Below are 23,096 nucleotides of genomic sequence, written 5' to 3'. Positions count from 1 at the left end.
CGACATCGAAAAGAGAGTCGGCGCCGACCGCGATCGCACAGGGCCGTCCCGACGGCCAGCTCGGGGACCTCCGGTCTCGTGCATCAGAGCAGGGACCTCGGGTTCCCCGGCGACCGGGTCAGCGAGGCAGCAGCGCGATGACCTCGGCGAGGTCTACGGCGTCGATCACGAGGTCGGCGCGTTCACGCACGGCCGGCTTCGCGTTGAAGGCCAGCCCCAGGCCCGCGACCGCCATCATCTCGAGGTCGTTCGCGCCGTCGCCGATCGCGAAGGTCAGGGCGAGAGGAATGCCGTGTTCGGCTGCCCAGGCCTGCAGCGTCTCGGCCTTGGCCGTGGCATCCACGATCCCGCCGTCGACCTCGCCCGTGAGAACTCCCTCGGAGGTCGAGAGACGGTTCGCGCGCCAGACGTCCACTCCCAGGTCGGGGGCGATGGTGTCGAGCACCTCGTGAAAGCCGCCCGAGACCACACCGACGACTCCGCCGCGCTCGTGCACCGCCGCGATGAGCTCGCGCACACCCGGGGTGGGCTCGATACGCGCGATCGCGCGGGAGAAGGCGTCGGTGGAGACACCGGTCAACGCTTTCACCCGCGATCGCAAGCTGGTGGCGAAGTCGACCTCACCCCGCATGGCGGCTTCGGTGGCGGCGGCGACCTCGGCGCCGCGGCCGGCTTCGTCGGCGAGGAGTTCGATGACTTCGTTGCGGATCAGGGTGGAGTCGGCATCGAGCACGACGAGGAAGCGGGCGGGCGCAGGCACGCGCTCGACCCTAGCGGGTCGCGACGCCGCGCGCCGATCCCGAGCGGTCCCGCCGCCGCGTGGTCCCGCGGCCGCGCGGGACGCCTTTCGAGCGGTGCCGTGGCCGGACCCCGAGCCCGTTCCCCAATGCACCCGCGGGCTCGATATGGGCAGCCCGGAACGACCCGTATCCCTCCTCGACACCCCGTTCCGATGTCGTCCGGTGTCCTGCACCGGCGTCGATGCCGGTGGGCGCGCGTAGGCTCGACCGGTACCCCAGACCTTCGAGAAGGGACCCCCCATGGCCGATGTCGAGAGCTTCACCCTGGACCACACCGCCGTGCTGGCGCCCTACGTGCGCTTGATCGGTTCCGAGTCGGGACCGCGCGGCGACGTCATCTCCAACTTCGATCTGCGTCTCGTGCAGCCCAACGAGGGTGAGATCCCCACCGCGGGATTGCACACCATCGAACACCTGCTCGCGAGCCTCGTGCGCGACCGCATCGACGGACTCATCGACATCTCGCCCTTCGGCTGCCGCACCGGCTTCCACGTGATCATGTGGGGTGAGCCCGACGTGGCATCGCTCGTCGACGCGATCTCCGATTCGCTGCGGGCGATCGCCGAAGACGTGCAGTGGGAGGACGTGCCCGGCACCGACGCCTACAGCTGCGGGAATTACCGCGACCACAGTCTGCACAGCGCACGCGAGTGGTCGAAGGCGGTGCTCGAGAAGGGCATCAGCCGCGACGCGTTCGCGCGTGTGGGTGTCTGAGACTCCTGAGCGGATGCCGAAGGGGCGGTGACCGATGCGGTCACCGCCCCTTCGAGGACGCGGGGCTCACGGCATCCGGAGCCCCTCGGTTCACGCGTGGACGTGCACGTCCTTGCCGACGACGGTGATGCCCGTCTCGGTGACGGTGAAGCCGCGAGCGAGGTCGCGGTCGCGGTCGACTCCGATGGTCGCTCCGGGCTCGAGCACGACGTTCTTGTCGAGGATCGCGCGGTGGATACGGGCTCCCGCGCCGACCTGCACGCTGTCGAAGAGCACCGAGTCGGTGATCGTCGAGCCGCCACCGGCGAGTGCCCACGGGCCGACGACGCTGCGCTCGAGGTGCGTGCCCGACAGCACCGATCCGAGCGAGACGATCGAGTCGATCGCGTTGCCGATGCGTCCGACCGAGTCGCGCACGAACTTCGCCGGCGGGGCGTTGAAGGTCTGCGAGTAGATCGGCCAGTCGGTGTTGTAGAGGTTGAAGATCGGGAGCGTGGAGATCAGATCCATGTGAGCGTCGTAGAACGACTCGATCGTGCCCACGTCGCGCCAGTAGGAGCGATCACGCGGCGTCGAGCCCGGAACGTCGTTGCGCTGGAAGTCGTAGACGGCCGCTTCGCCGCGGTTGACGAAGTAGGGAACGATGTCGCCGCCCATGTCGTGCGCCGAGGTCGGCAGTTCGCCGTCGTGCGTGACGGCTTCGACGAGGGCGTCGGCGTCGAAGATGTAGTTGCCCATCGAGGCGAGTACCTCGTGCGGCGCGTCGGCCAGTCCCGTCGGGTTCTGCGGCTTCTCGAGGAACTCGCGGATCTTGGTCGGGTCGGTCGGGTCGGTGTCGATGACCCCGAACTGGTTGGCGAGTCCGATGGGCTGACGGATGCCGGCGATCGTGGCGCGCGCGTCGGAGGCGATGTGCGCGTCGAGCATCTGGTTGAAGTCCATGCGGTAGACGTGGTCGGCGCCGATGACGGCGACGATGTCGGGCTTCTCGTCGCGGATGAGGTTCATCGACTGCAGGATCGCGTCGGCCGAACCGGAGAACCAGCGTTTGCCGAGGCGCTGCTGCGCGGGAACCGACGCGACGTATGCGCCCAGCATCGGCGACATACGCCATGTCTGGGAGATGTGTCGGTCGAGGCTGTGCGACTTGTACTGCGTCAGCACGACCAACTGTCTCAGGCCCGAGTTGATGAGGTTGGAGATCGCGAAGTCGATCAGGCGATACTGGCCGCCGAACGGGACGGCGGGTTTCGCGCGATCGGCCGTGAGGGGCATGAGTCGTTTTCCCTCGCCGCCGGCGAGGATGATTCCGAAGACCTTCGGCGCTGCAGGCATGGCACCACACTAGGGGGCGCGGGGGGATGCAGGTATACGTGTACGGCGTGCCGCGCGCTGTACTACGGTTCGTCTCATGCGCGTCGACATCGTGACCAAGGAGTACCCGCCGGAGATCTACGGGGGAGCCGGGGTCCACGCCACAGAACTGGTGAAGGCGTTGCGCGCCGAAGGCACCGAGGTGCAGGTGCGCGCCTTCGGCGCCGCGCGCGAAGAGACCGACACGACCGCCTACGGCGTGCCGGCCGAACTGGCCTCGGCGAACGGTGCGATCCAGACCCTCGGCACCGACCTCGCGATCGTCTCGGACGTCGCGGGCGCCGACGTCGTGCACTCGCACACCTGGTACGCGAACTTCGCCGGCCACCTGGCATCCCTTCTGCACGGCATCCCGCACGTGGTGACCGCCCACAGCCTCGAACCGCTGCGGCCGTGGAAGGCCGAGCAACTCGGCGGCGGGTACGCGGTGTCGAGCTACATCGAGAAGACCGCTTACGAGGGCGCCGCAGCGGTCGTCGCGGTGAGCTCCGGTATGCGCGACGACATCCTCCGCAGCTACCCGTCTCTGGATCCCGCCAAGGTGCGCGTGATCTACAACGGCATCGACACGGAGTCGTGGCATCCGGTGTCGGACGACGATTTCCTCTCGTCGGTCGGAATAGATCCGTCGCGTCCCTCCGTCGTCTTCGTCGGGCGCATCACCCGCCAGAAGGGCCTGCCGTACCTGCTTCGCGCCGCCGAGCGCCTGCCGAGGGACGTGCAGCTGATCCTGTGCGCGGGGGCTCCCGACACCCCGCAGATCATGGACGAAGTGCAGGAGCTCGTGCGCGGGCTGCAGGCGACGCGTGACGGCGTGGTGTGGATCGACCGGTTGCTGCCGCGCAACGAGCTGTGCGCCATCCTCACCGCGGCGACGACGTTCGTGTGCCCGTCGGTGTACGAGCCCCTCGGCATCGTGAACCTCGAAGCGATGGCCTGCGGCGCGGCGGTCGTGGGGACGGCGACCGGTGGCATCCCGGAGGTCGTCGTCGACGGCATCACCGGCAGGCTCGTACCCATCGAGCAGGTGCAGGACGGGACCGGCGCGCCTGTCGATCCCGAGCGCTTCGTCTCCGACCTGGCCCGCGTGCTGACCGAAGTGGTGACGGATGCCGAGACGGCTCGCGCCTACGGGCAGGCCGGTCGTCAGCGGGCGATCGACGACTTCAGCTGGGCGGCGATCGCGGAGACCACCGCGGCGTTGTACGCAGAGGTCGCGGCAAAGTAGGGTCCGCGTCCGGCGGAGTCCGGAGTGCTCGCGGGGCGGGCGGCGATCGCGGTGACCGGCGGGGTGTTGCGCGCGGAGGTCGTGGGACAGCACTGTCCGCGTCGAGCGGAGCCCGGACTTCTCACCCGGGCGTCCAGGGTTCGAACGGCCGTCCCCCGTCCGTCGCGTCTCGCCCGGGGCGGGGGCCGCGCGCGGCTAGGCTAGCCCCATGCCGCAGGTGCTCGAGTTCTCTGATGTCGTCGTCCGCCGCAACGGTCGGGACATCGTGTCCCACCTCGACTGGACGGTCGCGGATGACGAGCGCTGGGTCGTCCTCGGACCGAACGGCGCCGGCAAGACGACCGTGCTTCAGCTCGCCGACACGCTGCTGCACCCCACCTCGGGTGCGGTCACGATCCTCGGCGAGCGGCTCGGACGCACCGACGTGTTCGAGCTGCGCCCGCGGATCGGCTTCGCCTCCTCGGCGATGGCCCGTCGCGTGCCGCCGGAGGAGACGGTGCTCGACGTGGTGTTGACCGCGGCGTTCTCGGTCGTCGGGCGTTGGCGCGAGGACTACGACGACATCGATGAGCGACGCGCACTGCGGGTGCTCGCCGAGTGGAAGCTCGACCACCTCGCGGATCGCACGTTCGGCACGCTCAGCGACGGCGAGCAGAAGCGCGTGCAGATCGCGCGCGCCGTGATGACCGACCCCGAACTGCTCCTGCTCGACGAGCCCACCGCCAGCCTCGACCTCGGGGCACGCGAAGAGCTTCTCGGCCTGTTGTCCGGCTACGCCCAGGCGCCCACGACGCCGGCGATGGTGATGGTGACGCACCACGTCGAGGAGATCCCCGTCGGGTTCACGCACGTGCTGCTGCTGCGTGACGGTGAGGTCGTGGCATCCGGTCCCCTGGGTGAGGCGCTGACCGCCGAGAACCTGACGGCGACCTTCGGCCTGGAGATCGCGTTGACCCACGAGGCCGGGCGTTACACGGCACGGGCCGTCTGAGGCGTCGGCTGAGTCGTGTGGCCCTCGAGACGGGGCCGACATCGCTGACCGTCGATCGGGCTCGCGCCTGGTAGACTCTCCTGTTGGTGCTTACGGCGCCGCAGACTTTGACGTCCTGGCAGAATCCAGGGCACCACTTCTCAAAGGACCTCCCATGAAGACTGACATCCACCCCACGTACAAGGCCGTCGTATTCCGCGACCTCGGTTCGGGCGACACGTTCCTCACCCGCTCGACCGTCTCCAGCGATAAGACGATCGAACTCGACGGCGTGGAGTACCCCGTCATCGACGTGGAGATCTCGTCCGCCTCGCACCCGTTCTACACGGGCAAGCAGCGCATCATGGACTCGGCCGGTCGTGTCGAGAAGTTCAACCAGCGCTTCAAGAACTTCGGCGGTCGTTGAGCTTCAACGGACTCGCTTCGAGAGCCCCTCGTCCTTCGGGACGGGGGGCTTTTTGTTTCCGGGGTGGATGTCGGGGCTGGGGCTCTCGGACGGACTCGGGCGGTGGGGTCGCGTGAGGTCGCGCGTGATGGAGAGGGGAGCGCGTGATCGGCCGGCGGGTCGGGGGAAGCGGTCGCCGGCATCCCGAGTTCGCTCACGACGCGGGGCCGCGATGCCGCGACGAACCGAGGTCGTCGCGTCGGTGCGTCCACATTCGCTGGGTTGCGCGGGCCTCGTCGATCACTTGCGGGTCCATGTCGGCGAACGCGAGATGTCGGCCCTCGCCGACCGTGGCGATGCGCCGACCGAGCGGGTCGAAGACGGTGGAGCCCCCGATGAATCCGTGCGGCGCACCCACGAGGCCGCTGAAGGCGACGTACATGCCGTTGTCCAACGCTCGCGCGGCGTAGTGAAGGTCGCGACGGTGTTCGCCGCCTGGAAAATACGCACCGCTGTTCGCATACACATGGGCACCGGCCCGTGCTGCAGCCGCGGCGTGCTCGGGGAAGTTCGCGTCGTAGCAGACGGACAGGGCGATCCGCATACCTTTCACGGTGATGGTGGTTCCGGACACCCCGGGCGTGAAGATCGGCCGTTCGTCTTCGTACAGATGCTGCTTGTCGTATGCGTCGACGGGCTCGTATCCCGGCACCAGCAGGAGGGTGGTGAGAGAGCGGGATCCCTCTCGCTGCAGCGCGGTGTTCACGACGGCGGCGATGCCGGTGCGGTCGACGACGGTTCTGAGGGGGGTGAGCCAGCTCGAGTCGGCGAGGTTCGGCAACCGACCGGCGAAGACGTGACCGTCATACCCCGTGATCACCGCTTCAGGGAAAAGAGCGACATCGGCGCCACCGTCATGGGCCTCCGCAAGGAGCCGGGCGACGCGGGCAACGTTGCCGGGAACGTCGCCCGGCACGGCCTCGACCTCTGCGACGGCGATTCGACAAACCACAACTCCGATCCTGTCACCCGTCTCGTGCGGTCCCCCTCGACATGGCGGGCAAGGTGGGACGTGTCCGTCTCGGGTGGGCCGCGCGTGCGGCGGGGGTGTTCGTCGCTCGTGGGTGTGGCGGGCGGGTTCGGTGCGCCTGCTCTGTTTGAGGGCTGCTTCGCCGGTGGCGGGTGCGTGCTTGCTGGCAGGGAGCGAGTGTCGGGGTGCGTGCCTGTCGGCGAGGAGGGGGTCGGGGGTTTCGCACGTGTCGTCGGGCCGCTGTCGCCGCGGGGGAGAAAGGCGCCCGAGGGCGTGGAGGCGGTGGCGTCGGGTTCGCCTGTCGTGGGCGGAGCGTCGTCACGTCGGGCGCGTGCGTGCCGGGGTGGGCGGGCGGTGGCGTCGGGTTCGCCGGTTGAGGGTCGAGAGCCGTTGCGGCGAGACCGGGTGACGGGATGCGGGGACGAGGAAGCGGCGTCGGCGGCATCGTCGGCGGGCGTCGGGACTTGCGCGGACGACCCCGCGGCGTCGATCGACTCGACGGGCGGCGAGGCCACGAGGTCGGCCAGCACATCGGCGCGCAGTTGAGCGAGCGTGCGCTCCTCGTCGGGGGCGGCGTGCAGGTGACGGGCCGCGCGATCCAGCCGCGACATGAGGCTGCGCGCGCGGTCGGCGGGCAAAAGAGCGCTCAGGGAGGCCATACCGTCGAGCTCGGGGGTCATCCACACGCCGCGATCCCGCGCCGCGCGCCGGTGGCGCGTGTCGATCGTCTCGGCGTGCACGCGCTCGCGGAGCGCTCGTGCCGCGACGGCGAACTTCGCGGGGACGAGGACCGGCGCCAGCCGAGCCACTCCCGCATCGAAGGCAGCCCAGGACGCGGGGTCGTCGTGGGGCAACGACGCGGCCAGGCGTGCGGCGTCGGTCGCGTGCCGGTCGGAGGTGCTGCCGGCCGCGACCTGCCGCCACAGCACCGGGCAACGTTGCTGTAGGACTTCCACCTGCGCGGCTCGCGTGCGGACCGTCTGCTCGGACAGACGAAGGCGCACGGCGATCTCGGCGACCGCTGCTCGCTCCGCCAGATCGGCGCGGTCACGCCGGACGGCGGCGACCGTTCGACCCCGTGCGTCGTTCCACGTCAGGTCGAGCGTGGGGTCTGGACCCACCCACGGAGTCGGATCGGCGGCGGCGTCACGCGACAGCGCCGCGATCGCACGACCTTCCTCTGCGGCGGCACGGTGGCGGGCGGCGACGGTCAGCTCGAGGTGACCGAGTCGAGCGTCGAGATCAGATCTCGCGGCGGCGTGAGCATCGATCGGCGTCGATTCGGGTGCGCCGTACAGCGCGGGCGAGGGGAGGGAACCGGGCTCACCGGGCATCGCGCCCTCGGCGGCCCACTCGGCATCCGATTCGGTATCCGTCATCGGAGGAAGACCGTCGTGCGCCTGCACCCACTGCGGCCATGCCGCCTCGGGATCGAGGTCGTCATCGCTCGGCCACGGAACGCCGTCGCACGTCCGCACCGCCGGCCGGGACCGGTCGGTGCGGGGCGTTCGGGTGTCCTGCCCACACGCTATCCGGGACCTCCGACATCGGGTCGTGGAGGTCGCGGTCCCGGTCTCAGCGGATCGGCCAGGCCCCGTCGAGTGGGGGAGCCGTGGCATCCAGGCGTCCGACCTTGATGAAGTATTCGGTGAGACTCGCGGCCTGAGCCCGGGCCCACGCGATCTGCCGGGTGTGCAACTCGTCGAGGGTGGGCGGCATCCACGGACCGAACTTCTCGGCGAGCGCCAGCGCGAGGCGACCGGCGGCGACCGCGTCGGCGCACGCCTCGTGAGCCGCGTCGAGAGGGACCGCGTAGTGCTCGGCCACGACCGACAGGGTGCGCTTGCCGCGCCGGTAACGGTCGTAGGTCTTGTCGACCACGAGCGGATCGATGACGGGTGACGGCGCGTGGATCGGCGCGATGCCGTGGCGCACGGCCTCGTTCTTGAGCATCGAGAAGTCGAACGGGGCGTTGTACGCCACGACCGGGATACCGGCGGCGAAGAGTGCTCCGAGAGCCTCGACGACCTCGGCCACCACGCGCGGCGCGGGAGCACCGTCGGCGCGGGCGCGCTCAGTCGAGATGCCGTGGATGGCGGCGGCGCCCGCGGGGATCTCGACACCGGGGTCGGCGAGCCAGTCGCGGGCGTCGATCACGTTGCCATCGGCATCGAGCACGCCCACGTGCGCGGACACGATGCGGTCGTTCTCGACGTCGATCCCGGTCGTCTCGAGATCGAACACCCCGATGAGGCGCGCCCACTCGGGGGTCTGAAAGAGGGGGAGCGGCTCGGCCTGCCACGTGGTCATGGCGTCACCGTAGAACGGAGCACCGACATCGCCGCCGAGGCGCGCAGACGGAGGGACGGATGTCGCCAGACCCCTCGTACACTCGACCCATGCCGAACCCCTACGCCGAGCTCCTCGCCGCGATCCCCGTCGAGCGCCGCGAGGTCGAGGTTCTCGGGGGGACGACGGCGTACTGGGTGTACGGCGACGACGACGCCGACGCGACGATCGTCGCGGTGCACGGCTTCCGCGGCGAGCATCACGGGCTCGATCCGGTGGTCGCGCACCTGCGCGGCATCCGGGTCGTCTCACCCGACCTGCCCGGCTTCGGCGAGACGGCGCCCCTCGAAGGGCGTGCGCACGATCTCGACGCGTACGCGCAGTGGCTGCGCGCGTTCGTCGAGACGGTGAGTCCGGATGCCATCGTGCTCGGCCATTCGTTCGGCTCGATCGTGTCGTCCGCGGCCGTGGCCGGAGGGCTCGCGACGCCGAAGCTCATTCTCGTCAACCCGATTGGCGCGCCCGCGCTGGAGGGACCGCGCGGCATTCTGACGCGCCTCGCCGTCTTCTATTACCTGGCGGGGGCGAAGCTCCCGCGGCCGGTGGGCGAAGCCCTGCTGCGCAACGGACTCATCGTTCGCGTCATGAGCAACGCCATGGCGAAGACACGCGACCCCGCGCTGCGACGCTTCGTGCATGAGCAGCACGACGAGTACTTCTCGCGCTTCGCCGACCGCGACGTGCTGCACGAGGCTTTCGTGACGAGCGTGTCGCACGACGTGCGAGAGTTCGCGCCGCGGATCGCGCAACCGACGCTGCTCATCGCCGCGCAGAAAGACGACATCACGCCGATCGAGGCCGAGCGGCACCTGGCGACGCTGTTCCCCGACGCGCGGTTGGTGGAGATCGCCGACGTCGGCCACCTGATCCACTACGAGACGCCGGAGGCAGCGGCATCCGCGATCCGCGAGTTCGTGGGGTAGGGCCGCGCCGCGCGAGCGCCGCCGAGGGGAGGCATCAGGCCGGCGTCTCGGCCTTGCGCTTGCGGTAGGCGTTGACGTTCATGCGGTTGCCGCAGTTGCCGGCGTCGCAGTACCGCTTGGAGCCGTTCTTCGAGAAGTCGATGTAGACGCCGCCGCAGTCGTCGGCGTCGCAGATGCGCACGCGGGCGTACTCGTCGGCTCGGATGACGTCGACGAACGCCATCGCCGTCTCCACGAGGATGCGCTGAGCGAGATGGTCGGTCTCCTCGGACGCATGGATGTGCCAATCGAACTCGTCGTGCCGCACGAGCTGCGGAAGCGCGCGTCCGTCGCGCAGCATCGCGTTGACCAAGGGCACGGCGTCGTCGCGATCGACCGTCCACAGCTCGAAGATGCGGGAGCGGATGCCGCGCACCGCGGCGAGTTCGCGATCGTCGCGAGCGCGCGACCCGGTGTACGTGTGGCGCTCGGCGAAGTCGTCGAGATCGGCCATCGTCATCAGCGTGTCCGCCCCGCTGGTATCGGTTCGTGGCAGCGTGTTGACGAGCTCGACCGTCGCACGCAGCACCAATTCGGTGTCACGGATGAAGACCATGTTGACTCCTGACATGTCGAGGTCGTACTGTCACGAGTGTAAACGCTCTTGACTCCTGACAGCAGGCTCCGTATGACGACGTCATCCCTCACGCTCCCGCGTCCCACCCGCCATGGCTCCGGCGCCGTCACCGGGCTTCTCATCGCCGTATCCTCGGCGCTGGCGTTCTCGTCCAGCGGACCGTTCGTCAAGCCGCTGCTCGACGGCGGCTGGTCGCTCGGCGCGGTACTGCTCGTGCGCATGGGGGTCGCAGCGCTCCTGCTCTCGCCCGCGCTCGTCATCGCCGTCCGCCGACAGCGCGGGTTCCTGCGTCGTCACGGCCTGCTGATCGCCGCCTTCGGTCTCACCGCGGTCGCCGGATGCCAACTCTTCTACTTCGCCGCGATGCAGCGCATGCCGGTCGCCGTGGCGCTGCTGATCCAGTACATCGCGCCCGTGCTGCTCGTCATCGCGGTGTGGGTGCGAACGCGTCGTTCCCCGTCGACGTCGGTGATCGTCGGTTCGATCGTCGCGATGGCCGGCCTCGTGCTCGTCGTCGACATCAGCGGTGCGCGGTTCGACCTCCTCGGCACGCTCTTCGCCCTCTGCGCCGCGGTGTGCGCGGCGGCGTACTTCGTCATCGCCGGCCGCGCGGGAGACGACCTTCCGCCCCTCGCCCTGGCCGCCGGCGGCCTGCTCACGGGCACGCTGGTCATGGGCGTGCTCGTGGGCACGGGCGTGCTGCCCTTCGCCGCCCCCTCGATCACGGTGGAGTTCGCGGGGCTCGAGGTTCCCGGCATTCTGCCCCTGCTGTGGGTGGGCGCCGTCGCCACGACCCTCGGGTACGCACTCGGGGTGATCGCCGTCCCGCTCATCGGTTCGCGGCTGGCGTCGTTCGTCGGCCTGAGCGAGGTGCTCTTCGCCCTCGGGTTCGCCTGGCTCCTGCTCGGTGAGGCCCCCGCGCCGATCCAGTTCGTGGGCGGAGCGCTGATCCTCGCGGGCGTGGTCCTGGTGAAGATGAATGCCGGCAGCCCGGCGGAGCAGAAGGCCGAGACGGCGAGCATCCCGGTGGTGCCGGCGCCCTAGACAGGCTCGGGGACCTCGGCGCGGGCGGGAGCGCTCGCGCTACACGCCGTCGCGCGCCAACTCCATCAGCGGTCGCACGCGGTAGCCGATCACCTCGCCCATCACCAGCGACGTCTCGGTGCGTTCGACGCCCTCGATCGCGAGGATCCGCGCGTCGGTGTCGAACAGGTGCTGCGTGTCGCGGCAGGCGACCCGCACCAGCAGGTCGACCTGTCCGCTCAGGCCGTGCGCCTGCAACACCTCGGGCACTTTCGCGAGGTGTTCGCGGATGACCGGCAACTCCGCCTGACGCACCGTCACCTGCAGGAACGCCTCGATCGGAAACCCCAACGCCTCGGCCGACAGGGTGCGCTCGTACGACAGGAACACGCCCCCGCGTTCGAGGCGGCTCATGCGGGCCTGGACGGTGTTGCGCGAGAGTCCGAGCTTCTCGGCGAGCGCGACGACGGTGGCGCGCGGATCGGCGGACAGGGCGCGGAGGAGGTCGAGGTCGACCGCGTCGAGCTTGCTCATGCTGCGAAACATTAGCAGGGCCGAGACGGAGCGCAATGGGCACTGTGCTCAATATGTCGGCGAGGTCTTGAGCGGGCTGCATTCCGCGCGTACCGTCGCGCCTGTCGGCACTGCTGCCGGCACCCGGACCGCCGCGGCTCTCACGAGGAGCCCGGCCGCACCTGGAGGGATGACGATGACGTACACCCAGACGCGAGGTTCTTCGACCGGAAGACGCCCCGATGACGCAGGACCCGACGTGGACGACGTCGCCCGCGTGCTCGAGCCCGACGGCACCCGGGTCGCCGATGCGACGCTCGACCCGTGGATCGCCGACCTGTCACCGCACGAGCTGCGCGCCCTCCACCGCGACATGGTCCTCACCCGCCGTCTGGATGCCGAGGGCGTCGCCCTGCAGCGCCAGGGGCAGCTCGCGCTCTGGGCCCCGTGCCGCGGCCAGGAGGCCGTGCAGGTGGGGACCGCGCACGCCCTCGCCCCGGGTGATTTCGTGTTCCCGAGCTACCGGGAGCACGGCGTGCTGCTGGGCCGCGGCGCCAAGCCCGCCGACTACGTGCTCGCCTGGCGCGGCGAGGAGCACTCGGCCTACGACCACACGACGATCAACGCCGCTCCTCCGCAGATCATCATCGGTGCGCAGTCCCTGCACGCCACCGGGTGGGCGATGGGTGCTCAGCGCGACGGCTCCTCCGACGTCGCCGTGGCCTACTACGGCGACGGTGCCACCAGCCAGGGCGACGTCAACGAGGCGATGGTCTTCGCGTCGTCGTTCCGCGCCCCGGTGGTCTTCGTCTGCTCCAACAACCAGTGGGCGATCAGCGAACCCGTCACCGTCCAGGCGAAGTTCCCGATCGCGGGCCGGGCGCCGGGGTTCGGCATCCCGAGTCTGCGTGTCGACGGCAATGACGCCCTCGCCTGCGTCGCCGCGATGCGCTGGGCGCTCGATCGTGCGCGCCGCGGCGAGGGACCCTCGTTCATCGAGGCGGTGACCTACCGCATGGGTCCGCACACCACGAGCGACGACCCCACCCGATACCGCGACGCCGACGACGTCGAGGAGTGGACGCACCGCGACCCCATCGCCCGCCTCGAGGCCTACCTACGCGCCGAGGGTGTGATCGACGACTCCGGTCTCGACAAGGTCGCCCGCGCCGCCGACACCCTGGCCGCCGAGGTGCGCGCCGCTTGCATCGGCGCGATCACCCGTGAGCCGGCGACCATGTTCGATCACGTGTACGCCGAGCCGCACGCCGGCGTCGAGCGGCAGAAAGCGGAGTACGTCGCCTACCTCGGGGGGTTCGAGAAATGACCGCGCTGACGCTGGCGTCTTTGATGGAGGCGGGATGGACGAGGGCCCTGGCGGGCCGGGGGAAGAAGGTGTCGCAATGACCGCCCTCACCCTGGCATCCGCGGTCAACGCGGGCCTCCAGCGGGCCCTCGAGGACGACGGCAAAGTCCTCCTCATGGGCGAGGACATCGGCAAGCTCGGCGGGGTGTTCCGCGTCACCGACGGACTGCAGCAGCGATTCGGCGCGCAGCGCGTGATCGACACGCCGCTCGCCGAAGCAGGCATCGTGGGCACCGCCGTCGGCCTGGCCCTCCGCGGCTACCGGCCCGTCGTCGAGATCCAGTTCGACGGGTTCGTCTACCCCGCGTTCGACCAGATCGTCTGTCAGGTCGCCAAGCTGCACTACCGCAGCAACGGACGCATCCGGATGCCACTGGTCATCCGCATCCCGTGGGCCGGGGGCGTCGGTGCCGCCGAGCACCACTCCGAGTCGCCCGAGGCGTACTTCGTGCACACGGCGGGGCTGCGTGTCGTCGCGCCCAGCAATCCCCAGGACGCCTTCGTGATGCTGCGGCAGGCCGTGGCATCCGACGATCCCGTGATCTTCTTCGAGCCCAAACGCCTGTACCACTCGAAGGGAGAGGTCGACCTCGACGCCGACCTCGCCGATGCTCCACCCATGCACCTCGCCCGCGTCGCCCGCGAGGGCACCGACGCCACCGTCGTGACCTACGGGGCGCAGGTGCGCACGGCGCTCGACGCCGCTCTGGCCGCCGAGGACGAGGGCCTCTCGCTCGAGGTCATCGACCTGCGCTCGCTGTCTCCGATCGACATGAACACCGTCGCGGCATCCGTCCGCAAGACCGGCCGCGTCGTCGTGACGCACGAGGCCGCCCGTCAGGCCGGGGTCGGGGCGGAACTCGTCGCGGGCATCACCGAGCAGTGCTTCGAGTACCTCGAGGCGCCGCCGCAGCGGGTCACCGGTCACGACATCCCGTACCCGCCGTCGAAGCTCGAGAAGCACCACGTGCCCGACCTCGATCGCATCCTGCACGCCGTGGACAGGGTGCTCGAGCGGGGCGAGATGACGACGGGAGGCGTTCGATGATCGCCGGATACCGTGCTGGCCGTCGCATCGTCGGAATGAGTGAGGGAGGCGTTCGATGATCGCCGAGTTTCTTCTTCCCGACCTCGGTGAGGGGCTTCCCGAGGCCGAGATCGTCCAGTGGCACGTCGAGGAGGGCGACACCGTCACCCTCAATCAGACGATCGCCGAGGTCGAGACGGCCAAGGCGATCGTCGAGATCCCCTCGCCGTACGCGGGCACCGTGCAGGGGCTGCACGCGGCGGCCGGAGACGTCGTCGCGGTCGGCTCACCGCTGGTGTCGTTCGCGGTGGAGGGCGCGGATGCCGAGACACCGGCGTCCGCGGCCGAGTCGCCGACGCCGCAGCGCACCGTCGCCGCCGGCCGGGCTCGGGTGACCGAGGACGTCACGGCAGGCGACCTCTCCACCCGCGCGATCCCGAACCTCGTCGGGTACGGCGCATCGCCCGCATCGGGGAGCCGTCCGCGACGACGGACGCGAGCGGCCGCGACCACCGCGATCGACACCGACCAGTCCGTGCGCGAGGCCGCCCCCCACGACGTGCTGCGTACCGGCCCCATCGACCTGCCCGTCGAACGCCCGCGCTCGACACCGCCGGTGCGCAAATACGCCAAGGACCACGGCATCGACCTCGGTCTCGTCGCAGCGTCCCACCCGGGCGAGGCGGTGACCCGCGCGCACGTCGACGAGTTCGCCGAACGGTTCGCCACCGCGGGGACGCACGCCGCGTCGACGGCTGTTCCGCGGAGCCGGCCGCACGCGCCGTCCGGGAACGAGGCCGAGCCGCGCGTGACGCGCGTTCCCATCCGGGGCGTGCGCAAGCACACGGCCGCCGCGATGGTGCACAGCGCCTTCACCGCGCCGCACGCGACGACGTTCCTCACGGTCGACGCGACCGCGACGGTCGAGCTCCTGGCATCCCTGAAGCACGACCGGGCGCTCGACGGACACCGGATCGGCGTGCTCGCGATCGTCGCCAAGGCGGTGTGCCTCGCGCTCGGGCGTACGCCCTCGATGAACGCGAAGTGGGACGAATCCGCCGGCGAGATCACGCTGCACCACTACGTGAACCTCGGCATCGCCGCCGCGACCGATCGGGGCCTGGTGGTTCCGGTGATCCCGGATGCCGAGCGGCTCCCGCTCGTCGACCTGGCCGACGCGATCGCCGAACTCGCCGCCACCGCCCGCGCGGGCCGCACCGCGCCGGCCGCGATGACCGGCGGCACGTTCTCGATCACCAACGTCGGGGTGTTCGGGGTGGATGCCGGAACCCCCATCCTCAATCCGGGTGAGGCCGGGATCCTCGCCGTCGGGGCCCTACGGCGTACACCGTGGGAGCATCAGGGCGAGATCGCCCTGCGCGACGTCGTCACCCTCAGTCTCTCGTTCGACCATCGGCTGGTGGACGGGGCGGAGGCGGCGCGGTTCCTCACCGACGTGGCGGGCGTGCTGCGCGAACCCGGCAGGGCGATGCTGCTGCGCTGAGACGTGCCGTGCGGTGGGCACGGAAGAGACCTGGTGCCGGGGGAGTGGTCGCCCCCGGCACCTTCTCGTCGGGGAGGCGCATGCTCCGCGGGTCATCGTGAGGCCGCCGACCCGGACTCGTGACGGCTCAGGCGGTCAGCGCGGCGAGCGCCATGCGCGCCAGGACGGGACGCACGCGGGCCGTCGGGATCCCGCGGACGCTGTGCGGTGTCGAGTTCATCAGCCCGAAGCACGCGAGCGCCCGCACGCGCCGCTCGGCGGGGGTCTCGGCATCCGGGAACCGTCGTGCGAGGGCGTCGGTCCAGACGTCGATGTAGGCGTTCTGCAGGTCTCGCACGGTGCGACGATCGGCGGGGGAGAGCCGGTCGAGGTCGCGATCCTGCACGCGGATGACGTCGGCCTCGGCGAGCGCGAACGCGACGTGGAAGTCGACGAGCGCGCGCAGGGGAATGGATGCCGGGTGCGCCCCGCGGCGGAGGGATTCGTCGACACGTCGGTCCTCGGGCTGCCGAGACGGCGTGTCGACGCCGGCGTCCGTCGTCGTACCTATGCCGGGGCGGGACGGGGTGGTGGGCGCATCGTGAGGGACAGTGGTCAGGGCATCCACCTCGGGAGCGGTGGTCCCGACCGCACGACCGCCGTGAAGCAGTCGCTCGCTGACGTCGACGAGGATCGCGCCCAGGAGCGCCTGCTTGCCGGAGACGTGACGGTACACCGCGGGGCCGCTCACTCCGACGGCGGCGCCGATGTCCTCGAGGGTGACGCCGTCGAAGCCGCGCTCGGCGAACAGGCGGGCGGCGGCCGCGAGAAGGGCCGCTCGGCGCTCGGCCTTCGCACGGTCGCGCGCGGTGCCCGGGGGCGACGCGTCGGCGGCGGCCGGGGGTTCGTCGTTCGCTCTTGTCATCGGCATCCCGTCGGGCTAGCCTGAAATCTCAGTTAGCCAACATTAACTGAAACTGTCCGCCCGGGGAACGACCCCGAGCGCGAACGACGGTGCCGTCGACGACGCGGCATCGAGACGGAGCCGCCATGAGCACAGCACCGGTCATCGGATCACCCCCGGCATCGCCCGAGGCGGTGGGCGACGCCGCGCCCACCCAGCGCACCCTGGCCGCCGAGCTGCGCGACACGCTTCAACGCACCGCGCGCGGAGGCTCCGATGCCGCCCGCGAACGCCACACCGCCCGCGGCAAGCTCCTCGCCCGCGACCGCATCGATCGTCTGCTCGACGACGGCAGTCCCTTCCTCGAGGTCGCCCCCCTCGCCGCCCACGGCCTCTACGACGGCGGCGCCCCGTCCGCGGGCGTGGTCGCCGGCATCGGGCTCGTGCACGGGCGCCACGTGATGGTCCTCGCCAACGACGCCACGGTGAAGGGCGGAGCGTACTTCCCCCTCACGGTGAAGAAGCACCTGCGTGCGCAGGAGATCGCGCTCGACAACCGCCTGCCGTGCGTCTACCTGGTCGATTCGGGCGGGGCGTTCCTGCCGATGCAGGACGAGGTGTTCCCCGACCGCGACCACTTCGGCCGCATCTTCCGCAACCAGGCGCAGCTGTCGGCCGCGGGCGTACCCCAGATCGCGGCGGTCATGGGCTCATGCACCGCGGGCGGCGCCTACGTCCCCGCGATGAGCGACGAGAGCGTGATCGTGCGGAACCAGGGGACGGTGTTCCTGGGCGGACCGCCCCTCGTGAAAGCCGCGATCGGCGAAGACGTCACCGCCGAGCAGCTCGGCGGCGGTGACCTGCACGCCCGCCGTTCGGGCGTCGTCGACCACCTGGCCGACGACGACGAGCACGCGCTCGAGATCGTGCGCGACATCGTCGCCACCCTGCCGCCGACGCCGGCGCCGGTATGGGAGGTGCTCACCCCCCGCGCGCCGGCACGACCGCCGGAAGACCTCTACGACATCGTCCCGGTCGACGTGACCCGGCCCGTCGACATGCGGGCCGTCATCGACACCCTCGTCGACGCCGACTCCCTGCACGAGTTCAAGTCTCTCTACGGCGAGAGCGTCATCACCGCCTTCGCGCGCCTGCACGGCCACCCGATCGCCGTCATCGCCAACGACGGCGTCCTCTTCAGCGAGTCCGCCCTCAAGGCCGCCCACTTCATCGAGCTGGCCGATCAGCGCGGCATCCCCCTGCTGTTCCTGCAGAACGTCACCGGTTTCATGGTGGGGAGGGATGCCGAGGCCGGCGGCATCGCCAAGGACGGCGCCAAGATGGTCACCGCCGTCGCCACCACCCGCGTGCCCAAACTCACCGTGCTCGTCGGGGGCTCCTACGGCGCCGGCAACTACGCCATGTGCGGCCGCGCCTACGACCCGCGGTTCCTGTGGACCTGGCCCGCGAGCCGGATCTCGGTCATGGGCGGAGCGCAAGCGGCATCCGTGCTGTCCACCGTGCAGCGCGATCAGCGCAGCGCCCGGGGGGAGGAATGGACGGACGCCGCGCAGCGCGCGTTCGAAGAACCGATCCGCGCACGGTACGAGGAGCAGGGCAGCCCCTACTACGCCACCGCGCGGCTCTGGGACGACGGCGTGATCGACCCCGTCGACACCCGCACGATGCTCGGACTCGCGCTCGACGTCGTCAGCCGGGTGCCGCTGGCCGACCGGGGCTTCGGCCTCTTCCGGATGTGATCCCGGTGACAGACCTGCGCCCCGCCGAGACGTCCCGGCCGAACATCCGACACGACGGATCCCCCGCACGGCCGTTCACCTGCGTCCTCGTCGCCAATCGCGGAGAGATCGCGCGCCGCGTGTTCCGCACGCTCCGCCGTCTCGGCATCCGCTCGGTCGCGGTGTTCACCGATGCGGATGCCGACGCTCCGCACGCCCGCGAGGCGGATCACGCCGTGCGCGTTCCCTCGTACCTCGACGTCGACGCGGTGGTCGGCGCCGCCGTGCACTCCGGCGCCGAGGCCGTGCACCCCGGATACGGCTTCCTCAGCGAGAACGCCGGTTTCGCCCGCGCGTGTGCCAACGCGGGGATCGTCTTCGTCGGCCCGGGCGTCGAGGCTCTCGAGGTGATGGGCGACAAGATCCGGGCCAAAGAGCACGTCGCCGCCCACGACGTTCCGACCGTGCCGGGATTCTCGGCGACGGGTCTCTCGGACGCCGAGATCGCCGCCGAGGCAGAACGCGCCGGGTATCCCCTCCTCGTGAAGCCCTCCGCGGGCGGCGGCGGCAAGGGGATGACGGTCGCCACCGGCCCCGTCGACCTCGTCGCCGCGCTCGCCACCGCGCGCCGGGTCGCGGCCGCTGCCTTTGGCGACGACACACTGCTGCTCGAGCGGTTGCTGGAGCGCCCCCGGCACATCGAGGTGCAGGTGCTCGCCGACGCGCACGGCACGACCCTCTCTCTCGGCGAGCGCGAATGCACCCTCCAGCGGCGGCACCAGAAGGTGATCGAGGAGGCTCCCTCGCCCGTCGTGGATGCCGCCACCCGCGCACGTCTCGGGGAGGCCGCCGTCGCCGCCGCGCGCAGCGTCGGCTATCTCGGTGCGGGCACCGTGGAGTTCCTCGTCTCGGGAGACCGGCTCGACGAGCCCTTCTTCATCGAGATGAACACGCGCCTGCAGGTCGAGCACCCCGTGACCGAGATGGTCACCGGGATCGACCTCGTCGAGCAGCAGCTACGGGTCGCGGCGGGTTTCCCGCTCGAGCTCGGCGAGATCCGCCTCGACGGCCACGCGATCGAGGCGCGCGTGTACGCCGAGACGCCCGCCCGCGGGTACCTTCCCGCCACCGGGACCGTGGCCCTCTGGCATCCGGGATCCGCCCGCGTCGACAGCGCCGTGGAGACCGGGAGCGTCATCAGCGCGCTGTACGACCCCATGATCGCCAAGGTCATCGCGCACGGTCCCGACCGCGAGACCGCCCTGGCCCGCCTCGACGCCGCGCTCGCCGAGACCGTCGTGCTCGGCGTCGACACCAACATCGCGGATCTTCGCGCGCTGCTCCACGACCCCGCCGTGCGGGCAGGGGAGCTCGACACGGGGCTCCTCGACCGGCGCGGAACGCCGGGGGTTCCCGACCCCTCGCCCGCCGCGCTCGCCGCGGTGGCGCAGAGGATCGTGGATGCCGAGACCCCGGCGAACGGCTCGGTGTGGGGTCGCGTCGGCGCGTGGCGGGCCGGGGGAGCGGCGGCTCCTCGCACGGTGGCGCTGGAAGACGACGCCGCGCAGGTGCACGCGGTCGCGCCGTCCGAGGGCGACGCCGTCGTGACGGGTGGTCCGGTCGAGTACTGGGTGCACGCCGACGGGGGAACGCACCGGCTGCGTCTCGTCTCACGTCGAGCGGCCGCCGAGCGCCGCCGGACCGCCGCGGGCCGCGCGCCCGGGGCTGTCGCCCCCGACCTCCTCGCCCCGCTCCCCGGCACCGTCGTCGCGGTGCACGTCGTCGACGCAGACACCGTCGAGCCGGGCGCTCGGCTCCTCACGATCGAGGCCATGAAGATGGAGCACACGGTCGTGGCCCCGCACGCCGGCACCGTGCGGCTGCGCACGGCGGCGGGCGCGCAGGTCGCCCGCGACGCCGTGGTCGCGACAGTGACCCCCGCGGCGCGGGTTCCGGAGGCTTCGACGGGCTCAGCCTCCTCCGCTGCCCAGGTCCCTGAGCCTGTCGAAGGGACCGGTGCCCCCGCGGCGCGGGTCCCGGAGGCTTCGACGGGCTCAGCCTCCTCCGCCGCCTCTTCGGCATCCGCCCCCACCCCATCCCACAAGGAGACACTCCCGTGAGCATCGACACCCAGCAGGCCTTCACAGACGACGAGCGCGAACTCAGCGCGATGGTGCGGGACTTCGCCGACGAGGTGATCGCGCCCCGCTCCTACGAGGCCGACCGCGCCCACGAACTCCCGCTCGACATCGTCGCCCAGATGGGCGAGCTCGGCCTGTTCGGCCTGCCCTTCCCCGAGGAGGTCGGCGGGCAGGGCGGCGACTACGCGAGCCTCTGCGTCGCGATCGAGGGCGTCGCCCGCGTCGACCAGTCGCTCGCGATCACCCTCGAAGCGGGAGTGGGCCTGGGCGCCATGCCGATCTACCGCTACGGCACCGACGCGCAGAAGGCCGAGTACCTCCCCGACCTCGTCGCCGGTCGCGCGCTCGCCGGATTCGGCCTCACCGAGGCCGAGGCCGGCAGCGACGCCGGAGCCACGCGCACCACCGCGCGGCTCGACGGCGACGAGTGGGTGATCGACGGATCGAAGCAGTTCATCACCAACTCGGGCACGGCCATCACGCGGTTCGTGACGGTCACGGCCGTGACCGGCCGTACGGGGGACCGCCCCGAGATCTCCACGATCATCGTCCCCAACGGCACGCCGGGGTTCACCGTGGGCCCCGCCTACGACAAGGTCGGCTGGAACGCCAGCGACACGCACCCGTTGACCTTCGACGGCGTGCGCGTCCCCGCGGCGAACCTGCTCGGCGAGCGGGGTCACGGCTTCAAAAACTTCCTCCGCACGCTCGACGAGGGCCGAGTGGCCATCGCCGCCCTCGCCACGGGCGCGGCCGAGGGATGCCTCGAAGCGGCCGTCGACTACGCCCGCAGCCGCGTCGTCTTCGGCGAGCGGCTGTCGACGCGGCAGAGCATGCAGTTCCTCCTCGCGCGCATGCACGCCCGTGTGCACACCGCCCGCCTGGCGTGGGTGCACGCCGCGCGCCTGTGCGACGCGGGCCAGCCGTTCTCGGTGGATGCCGCGGTGGCCAAGATGACCGCGAGCGACGCCGCGATGGCCAACGCACGCGATGCGACGCAGGTGTTCGGCGGCAACGGCTTCATCAACGAATACCCCGTCGCCCGGCACTACCGCGACTCGAAGATCCTCGAGATCGGCGAGGGCACGACCGAGGTGCAGCTCATGGTGATCTCGCGCGCGCTCGGCCTCACCGGTACCGTGGCCGCATGATCGAGCAGCGCGGCCTTCTCCTCGAAGAGTTCATCGTCGGTGAGAAGTACGCGCACCGGCCGGGGCGCACCGTCACCGACGCCGACAACGTGCTGTTCACCACCCTGACGATGAATACGCAGGCCCTGCATCTGGATGCCGCGTTCTCGGCGACCCAGCCCTTCGGTCGGCCGCTCGTGAACTCGATGTGGACGCTGTCCACCCTCATCGGCCTGTCCGTCGCGCAGCTGACGCAGGGAACGCTCGTCGCCCAACTGGGCTTGTCCGATGTGAGCTTCCCGGCTCCGCTGTTCGTCGGCGACACCCTCTCCGCCGTGACCGAGGTGGTGTCGGTGCGGCCGTCGGCATCCCGTCCGGGGCAGGGTGTGGTCGTCCTCGCGCACACCGGGTGCTCGCAGAACGACGAGGTCGTCGTCACCGCCACGCGCACCGTGCTGGTGTGGGCGAAGGACGGTGTCGAGTGAACGCGGCGCCCCCTGACTCGCGCGCCCTCTTCCCGGGGCCCGCGTTGCTGTTCGTCCCGGGCGACAGGCCCGAGCGGCTGCCCAAGGCCCTCGAGCGGGCGGACGCGGCCATCATCGACCTCGAGGACGCGGTCTCCCCGGATGCCAAATCGGCGGCCCGCGACGCCCTGATCGCCGCCGATCCCGACCCGACGCGCGTCATCGTGCGCGTGAACGGCCCCGCCACGGCGGAGTTCCCCCTCGACCTGGAGGCTCTCGCGCAGACCCGCGTGCGCACGGTGATGCTCGCCAAGGCCGAGGAACCGGCATCCCTCGTCGCCCTCCGGGAGTACGACGTCATCGTGCTGTGCGAGACCGCGCGCGGGATCGTCGTCGCCGAACAGCTCGCCGCGCTCCCGCAGGTGGTCGCCCTGATGTGGGGTGCCGAGGATCTGGTCGCCAGCCTCGGCGGCACCTCCAGCCGGTTCGCCGACGGTGCGTACCGCGACGTCGCCCGGCTCGCCCGCGCGCGGGTGCTGCTCGCCGCAGGGGCCTTCGGCAAACGCGCGATCGACGCGGTGCACGTCGACATCGATGATCTCGAGGGACTCGCATCGGAGGCGCAGGATGCCGCGGCCTCCGGATTCGCCGCCACCGCCTGCATCCATCCGGGGCAGGTCGCCACGATTCGCGCGGCTTACGCCCCGACGCCCGAGCAGGTGTCCTGGGCCAGAGGTCTTCTCGCCGCCGCGGGAGGGGAGTACGCGGCGTTCCGTCACGAGGGGCGGATGATCGATGAGCCCATCCTGCGACACGCCCGGTCGGTGCTCGCGCGCGCGGGGGAGTGACGCGGAGGAATCACGCGGGACAGGATTCAGCCCGTCGAGGCGCCGGGC

22 protein-coding genes are annotated in these 23,096 nt (G+C 70.9%); 14 read left to right on the top strand and 8 right to left on the bottom strand.

Annotated elements, in window-relative coordinates; genetic code table 11:
- Positions 1 to 118: 118 nt before the first annotated feature.
- Positions 119 to 760 (bottom strand): phosphoserine phosphatase SerB, encoded by a 642-nt coding sequence (serB, locus tag ACTJJP_RS03395; RefSeq protein ID WP_440773614.1) that lies wholly within the window; start codon positions 758 to 760, stop codon positions 119 to 121.
- A gap of 280 nt (positions 761 to 1,040) precedes the next feature.
- On the opposite strand from serB, the gene ACTJJP_RS03390 reads away from it, so the two are divergent.
- The gene (locus ACTJJP_RS03390; protein ID WP_440773613.1) at positions 1,041 to 1,514 is read left to right on the top strand and encodes an S-ribosylhomocysteine lyase; all 474 of its coding nucleotides are present in this window, start codon (positions 1,041 to 1,043) and stop codon (positions 1,512 to 1,514) included.
- Between the two features lie 90 nt (positions 1,515 to 1,604).
- Here ACTJJP_RS03390 and glgC read toward each other — a convergent pair whose 3' ends face one another.
- The gene (gene glgC / locus ACTJJP_RS03385) at positions 1,605 to 2,849 is read right to left on the bottom strand and encodes a glucose-1-phosphate adenylyltransferase (protein ID WP_055955094.1); all 1,245 of its coding nucleotides are present in this window, start codon (positions 2,847 to 2,849) and stop codon (positions 1,605 to 1,607) included.
- Positions 2,850 to 2,925: 76 nt separating this feature from the next.
- Between glgC and glgA the strand changes: the two genes are divergently transcribed.
- From glgA to ACTJJP_RS03370, 3 genes are all read left to right on the top strand, one after another.
- Entirely contained in the window at positions 2,926 to 4,116 is a 1,191-nt protein-coding gene (gene glgA, locus ACTJJP_RS03380) for a glycogen synthase (protein ID WP_440773612.1), read from the top strand.
- 208 nt (positions 4,117 to 4,324) lie between these two features.
- A complete protein-coding gene (locus tag ACTJJP_RS03375) occupies positions 4,325 to 5,107 on the top strand; it encodes an ABC transporter ATP-binding protein (RefSeq protein ID WP_440773611.1) in 783 nt (260 codons plus the stop codon).
- Between the two features lie 154 nt (positions 5,108 to 5,261).
- Complete coding sequence (locus ACTJJP_RS03370) at positions 5,262 to 5,513, top strand: type B 50S ribosomal protein L31 (RefSeq protein WP_013586710.1); 252 nt, start codon at positions 5,262 to 5,264, stop codon at positions 5,511 to 5,513.
- Positions 5,514 to 5,706: 193 nt separating this feature from the next.
- Here ACTJJP_RS03370 and ACTJJP_RS03365 read toward each other — a convergent pair whose 3' ends face one another.
- From ACTJJP_RS03365 to ACTJJP_RS03355, 3 genes are all read right to left on the bottom strand, one after another.
- Positions 5,707 to 6,468, bottom strand: a complete 762-nt coding sequence (locus ACTJJP_RS03365) for a carbon-nitrogen hydrolase family protein (RefSeq protein WP_440773610.1) — start codon at positions 6,466 to 6,468, stop codon at positions 5,707 to 5,709.
- Positions 6,369 to 7,901 (bottom strand): DUF222 domain-containing protein, encoded by a 1,533-nt coding sequence (locus ACTJJP_RS03360; RefSeq protein WP_440773609.1) that lies wholly within the window; start codon positions 7,899 to 7,901, stop codon positions 6,369 to 6,371. Before ACTJJP_RS03360 ends, ACTJJP_RS03365 begins: the two co-directional genes overlap by 100 nt.
- A 196-nt stretch (positions 7,902 to 8,097) precedes the next feature.
- Complete coding sequence (locus ACTJJP_RS03355) at positions 8,098 to 8,832, bottom strand: exonuclease domain-containing protein (RefSeq protein ID WP_183419520.1); 735 nt, start codon at positions 8,830 to 8,832, stop codon at positions 8,098 to 8,100.
- Positions 8,833 to 8,921: 89 nt separating this feature from the next.
- Between ACTJJP_RS03355 and ACTJJP_RS03350 the strand changes: the two genes are divergently transcribed.
- Positions 8,922 to 9,794 carry an alpha/beta fold hydrolase gene (locus tag ACTJJP_RS03350; RefSeq protein WP_440773608.1) on the top strand — a complete coding sequence of 291 codons (873 nt, stop codon included), beginning with the start codon at positions 8,922 to 8,924 and terminating at the stop codon, positions 9,792 to 9,794.
- A 34-nt stretch (positions 9,795 to 9,828) separates the two neighbouring features.
- Here the strand turns inward: ACTJJP_RS03350 and ACTJJP_RS03345 are convergent, their stop codons facing one another.
- Positions 9,829 to 10,389, bottom strand: coding sequence for a CGNR zinc finger domain-containing protein (locus ACTJJP_RS03345; RefSeq protein WP_440773677.1), 561 nt, complete (start codon positions 10,387 to 10,389; stop codon positions 9,829 to 9,831).
- A 72-nt stretch (positions 10,390 to 10,461) separates the two neighbouring features.
- On the opposite strand from ACTJJP_RS03345, the gene ACTJJP_RS03340 reads away from it, so the two are divergent.
- On the top strand, positions 10,462 to 11,454 hold the full coding sequence (locus ACTJJP_RS03340) for an EamA family transporter (RefSeq protein WP_440773607.1): 993 nt from the start codon (positions 10,462 to 10,464) through the stop codon (positions 11,452 to 11,454).
- A gap of 39 nt (positions 11,455 to 11,493) precedes the next feature.
- On the opposite strand, the gene ACTJJP_RS03335 is transcribed toward ACTJJP_RS03340, so the two are convergent.
- Complete coding sequence (locus ACTJJP_RS03335) at positions 11,494 to 11,967, bottom strand: Lrp/AsnC family transcriptional regulator (RefSeq protein WP_440773606.1); 474 nt, start codon at positions 11,965 to 11,967, stop codon at positions 11,494 to 11,496.
- 175 nt (positions 11,968 to 12,142) lie between these two features.
- Here ACTJJP_RS03335 and pdhA point away from each other — a divergent pair, with 175 nt between their 5' ends.
- The 3 genes from pdhA (at position 12,143) to ACTJJP_RS03320 (ending at position 15,843) form a co-directional block, all read left to right on the top strand.
- The gene (gene pdhA, locus ACTJJP_RS03330) at positions 12,143 to 13,273 is read left to right on the top strand and encodes a pyruvate dehydrogenase (acetyl-transferring) E1 component subunit alpha (RefSeq protein ID WP_440773605.1); all 1,131 of its coding nucleotides are present in this window, start codon (positions 12,143 to 12,145) and stop codon (positions 13,271 to 13,273) included.
- Between the two features lie 76 nt (positions 13,274 to 13,349).
- The gene (locus tag ACTJJP_RS03325; protein ID WP_440773604.1) at positions 13,350 to 14,360 is read left to right on the top strand and encodes an alpha-ketoacid dehydrogenase subunit beta; all 1,011 of its coding nucleotides are present in this window, start codon (positions 13,350 to 13,352) and stop codon (positions 14,358 to 14,360) included.
- A gap of 55 nt (positions 14,361 to 14,415) precedes the next feature.
- On the top strand, positions 14,416 to 15,843 hold the full coding sequence (locus ACTJJP_RS03320; RefSeq protein ID WP_440773603.1) for a dihydrolipoamide acetyltransferase family protein: 1,428 nt from the start codon (positions 14,416 to 14,418) through the stop codon (positions 15,841 to 15,843).
- Positions 15,844 to 15,970: 127 nt separating this feature from the next.
- On the opposite strand, the gene ACTJJP_RS03315 is transcribed toward ACTJJP_RS03320, so the two are convergent.
- Complete coding sequence (locus ACTJJP_RS03315; protein ID WP_440773602.1) at positions 15,971 to 16,753, bottom strand: TetR/AcrR family transcriptional regulator; 783 nt, start codon at positions 16,751 to 16,753, stop codon at positions 15,971 to 15,973.
- A 119-nt stretch (positions 16,754 to 16,872) separates the two neighbouring features.
- Between ACTJJP_RS03315 and ACTJJP_RS03310 the strand changes: the two genes are divergently transcribed.
- Genes ACTJJP_RS03310 through ACTJJP_RS03290 form a run of 5 tightly spaced genes read left to right on the top strand, consistent with a single transcriptional unit; the run spans position 16,873 to position 23,048 of the window.
- Entirely contained in the window at positions 16,873 to 18,486 is a 1,614-nt protein-coding gene (locus ACTJJP_RS03310; RefSeq protein WP_440773601.1) for a carboxyl transferase domain-containing protein, read from the top strand.
- Between the two features lie 14 nt (positions 18,487 to 18,500).
- Positions 18,501 to 20,585, top strand: a complete 2,085-nt coding sequence (locus ACTJJP_RS03305) for an ATP-binding protein (protein WP_440773676.1) — start codon at positions 18,501 to 18,503, stop codon at positions 20,583 to 20,585.
- Positions 20,582 to 21,757 carry an acyl-CoA dehydrogenase family protein gene (locus tag ACTJJP_RS03300; RefSeq protein WP_440773600.1) on the top strand — a complete coding sequence of 392 codons (1,176 nt, stop codon included), beginning with the start codon at positions 20,582 to 20,584 and terminating at the stop codon, positions 21,755 to 21,757. The genes ACTJJP_RS03305 and ACTJJP_RS03300 overlap by 4 nt, the downstream gene beginning before the upstream one ends.
- Entirely contained in the window at positions 21,754 to 22,221 is a 468-nt protein-coding gene (locus tag ACTJJP_RS03295; protein WP_440773599.1) for a MaoC family dehydratase, read from the top strand. The genes ACTJJP_RS03300 and ACTJJP_RS03295 overlap by 4 nt, the downstream gene beginning before the upstream one ends.
- Positions 22,218 to 23,048, top strand: coding sequence for an HpcH/HpaI aldolase/citrate lyase family protein (locus ACTJJP_RS03290; RefSeq protein WP_440773598.1), 831 nt, complete (start codon positions 22,218 to 22,220; stop codon positions 23,046 to 23,048). The genes ACTJJP_RS03295 and ACTJJP_RS03290 overlap by 4 nt, the downstream gene beginning before the upstream one ends.
- The last annotated feature ends 48 nt before the right edge of the window (positions 23,049 to 23,096 follow it).

The organism is Microbacterium sp. 22296, from assembly GCF_052045385.1.
Lineage (GTDB): Bacteria > Actinomycetota > Actinomycetes > Actinomycetales > Microbacteriaceae > Microbacterium.
This window is presented reverse-complemented; position numbering and strand designations above follow the sequence as displayed.

Excerpts from the sequence above, each read along its gene's own strand:
- ACTJJP_RS03390 (WP_440773613.1), top strand. The coding sequence starts at position 1,041 with ATGGCCGATGTCGAGAGCTTCACCCTGGACCACACCGCCGTGCTGGCG.
- glgC (WP_055955094.1), bottom strand. The coding sequence starts at position 2,849 with ATGCCTGCAGCGCCGAAGGTCTTCGGAATCATCCTCGCCGGCGGCGAG.
- glgA (WP_440773612.1), top strand. The coding sequence starts at position 2,926 with ATGCGCGTCGACATCGTGACCAAGGAGTACCCGCCGGAGATCTACGGG.
- ACTJJP_RS03375 (WP_440773611.1), top strand. The coding sequence starts at position 4,325 with ATGCCGCAGGTGCTCGAGTTCTCTGATGTCGTCGTCCGCCGCAACGGT.
- ACTJJP_RS03370 (WP_013586710.1), top strand. The coding sequence starts at position 5,262 with ATGAAGACTGACATCCACCCCACGTACAAGGCCGTCGTATTCCGCGAC.
- ACTJJP_RS03360 (WP_440773609.1), bottom strand. The coding sequence starts at position 7,901 with ATGACGGATACCGAATCGGATGCCGAGTGGGCCGCCGAGGGCGCGATG.
- ACTJJP_RS03355 (WP_183419520.1), bottom strand. The coding sequence starts at position 8,832 with ATGACCACGTGGCAGGCCGAGCCGCTCCCCCTCTTTCAGACCCCCGAG.
- ACTJJP_RS03350 (WP_440773608.1), top strand. The coding sequence starts at position 8,922 with ATGCCGAACCCCTACGCCGAGCTCCTCGCCGCGATCCCCGTCGAGCGC.
- ACTJJP_RS03345 (WP_440773677.1), bottom strand. The coding sequence starts at position 10,389 with ATGGTCTTCATCCGTGACACCGAATTGGTGCTGCGTGCGACGGTCGAG.
- ACTJJP_RS03340 (WP_440773607.1), top strand. The coding sequence starts at position 10,462 with ATGACGACGTCATCCCTCACGCTCCCGCGTCCCACCCGCCATGGCTCC.
- ACTJJP_RS03335 (WP_440773606.1), bottom strand. The coding sequence starts at position 11,967 with ATGAGCAAGCTCGACGCGGTCGACCTCGACCTCCTCCGCGCCCTGTCC.
- pdhA (WP_440773605.1), top strand. The coding sequence starts at position 12,143 with ATGACGTACACCCAGACGCGAGGTTCTTCGACCGGAAGACGCCCCGAT.
- ACTJJP_RS03325 (WP_440773604.1), top strand. The coding sequence starts at position 13,350 with ATGACCGCCCTCACCCTGGCATCCGCGGTCAACGCGGGCCTCCAGCGG.
- ACTJJP_RS03320 (WP_440773603.1), top strand. The coding sequence starts at position 14,416 with ATGATCGCCGAGTTTCTTCTTCCCGACCTCGGTGAGGGGCTTCCCGAG.
- ACTJJP_RS03315 (WP_440773602.1), bottom strand. The coding sequence starts at position 16,753 with ATGCCGATGACAAGAGCGAACGACGAACCCCCGGCCGCCGCCGACGCG.
- ACTJJP_RS03310 (WP_440773601.1), top strand. The coding sequence starts at position 16,873 with ATGAGCACAGCACCGGTCATCGGATCACCCCCGGCATCGCCCGAGGCG.
- ACTJJP_RS03295 (WP_440773599.1), top strand. The coding sequence starts at position 21,754 with ATGATCGAGCAGCGCGGCCTTCTCCTCGAAGAGTTCATCGTCGGTGAG.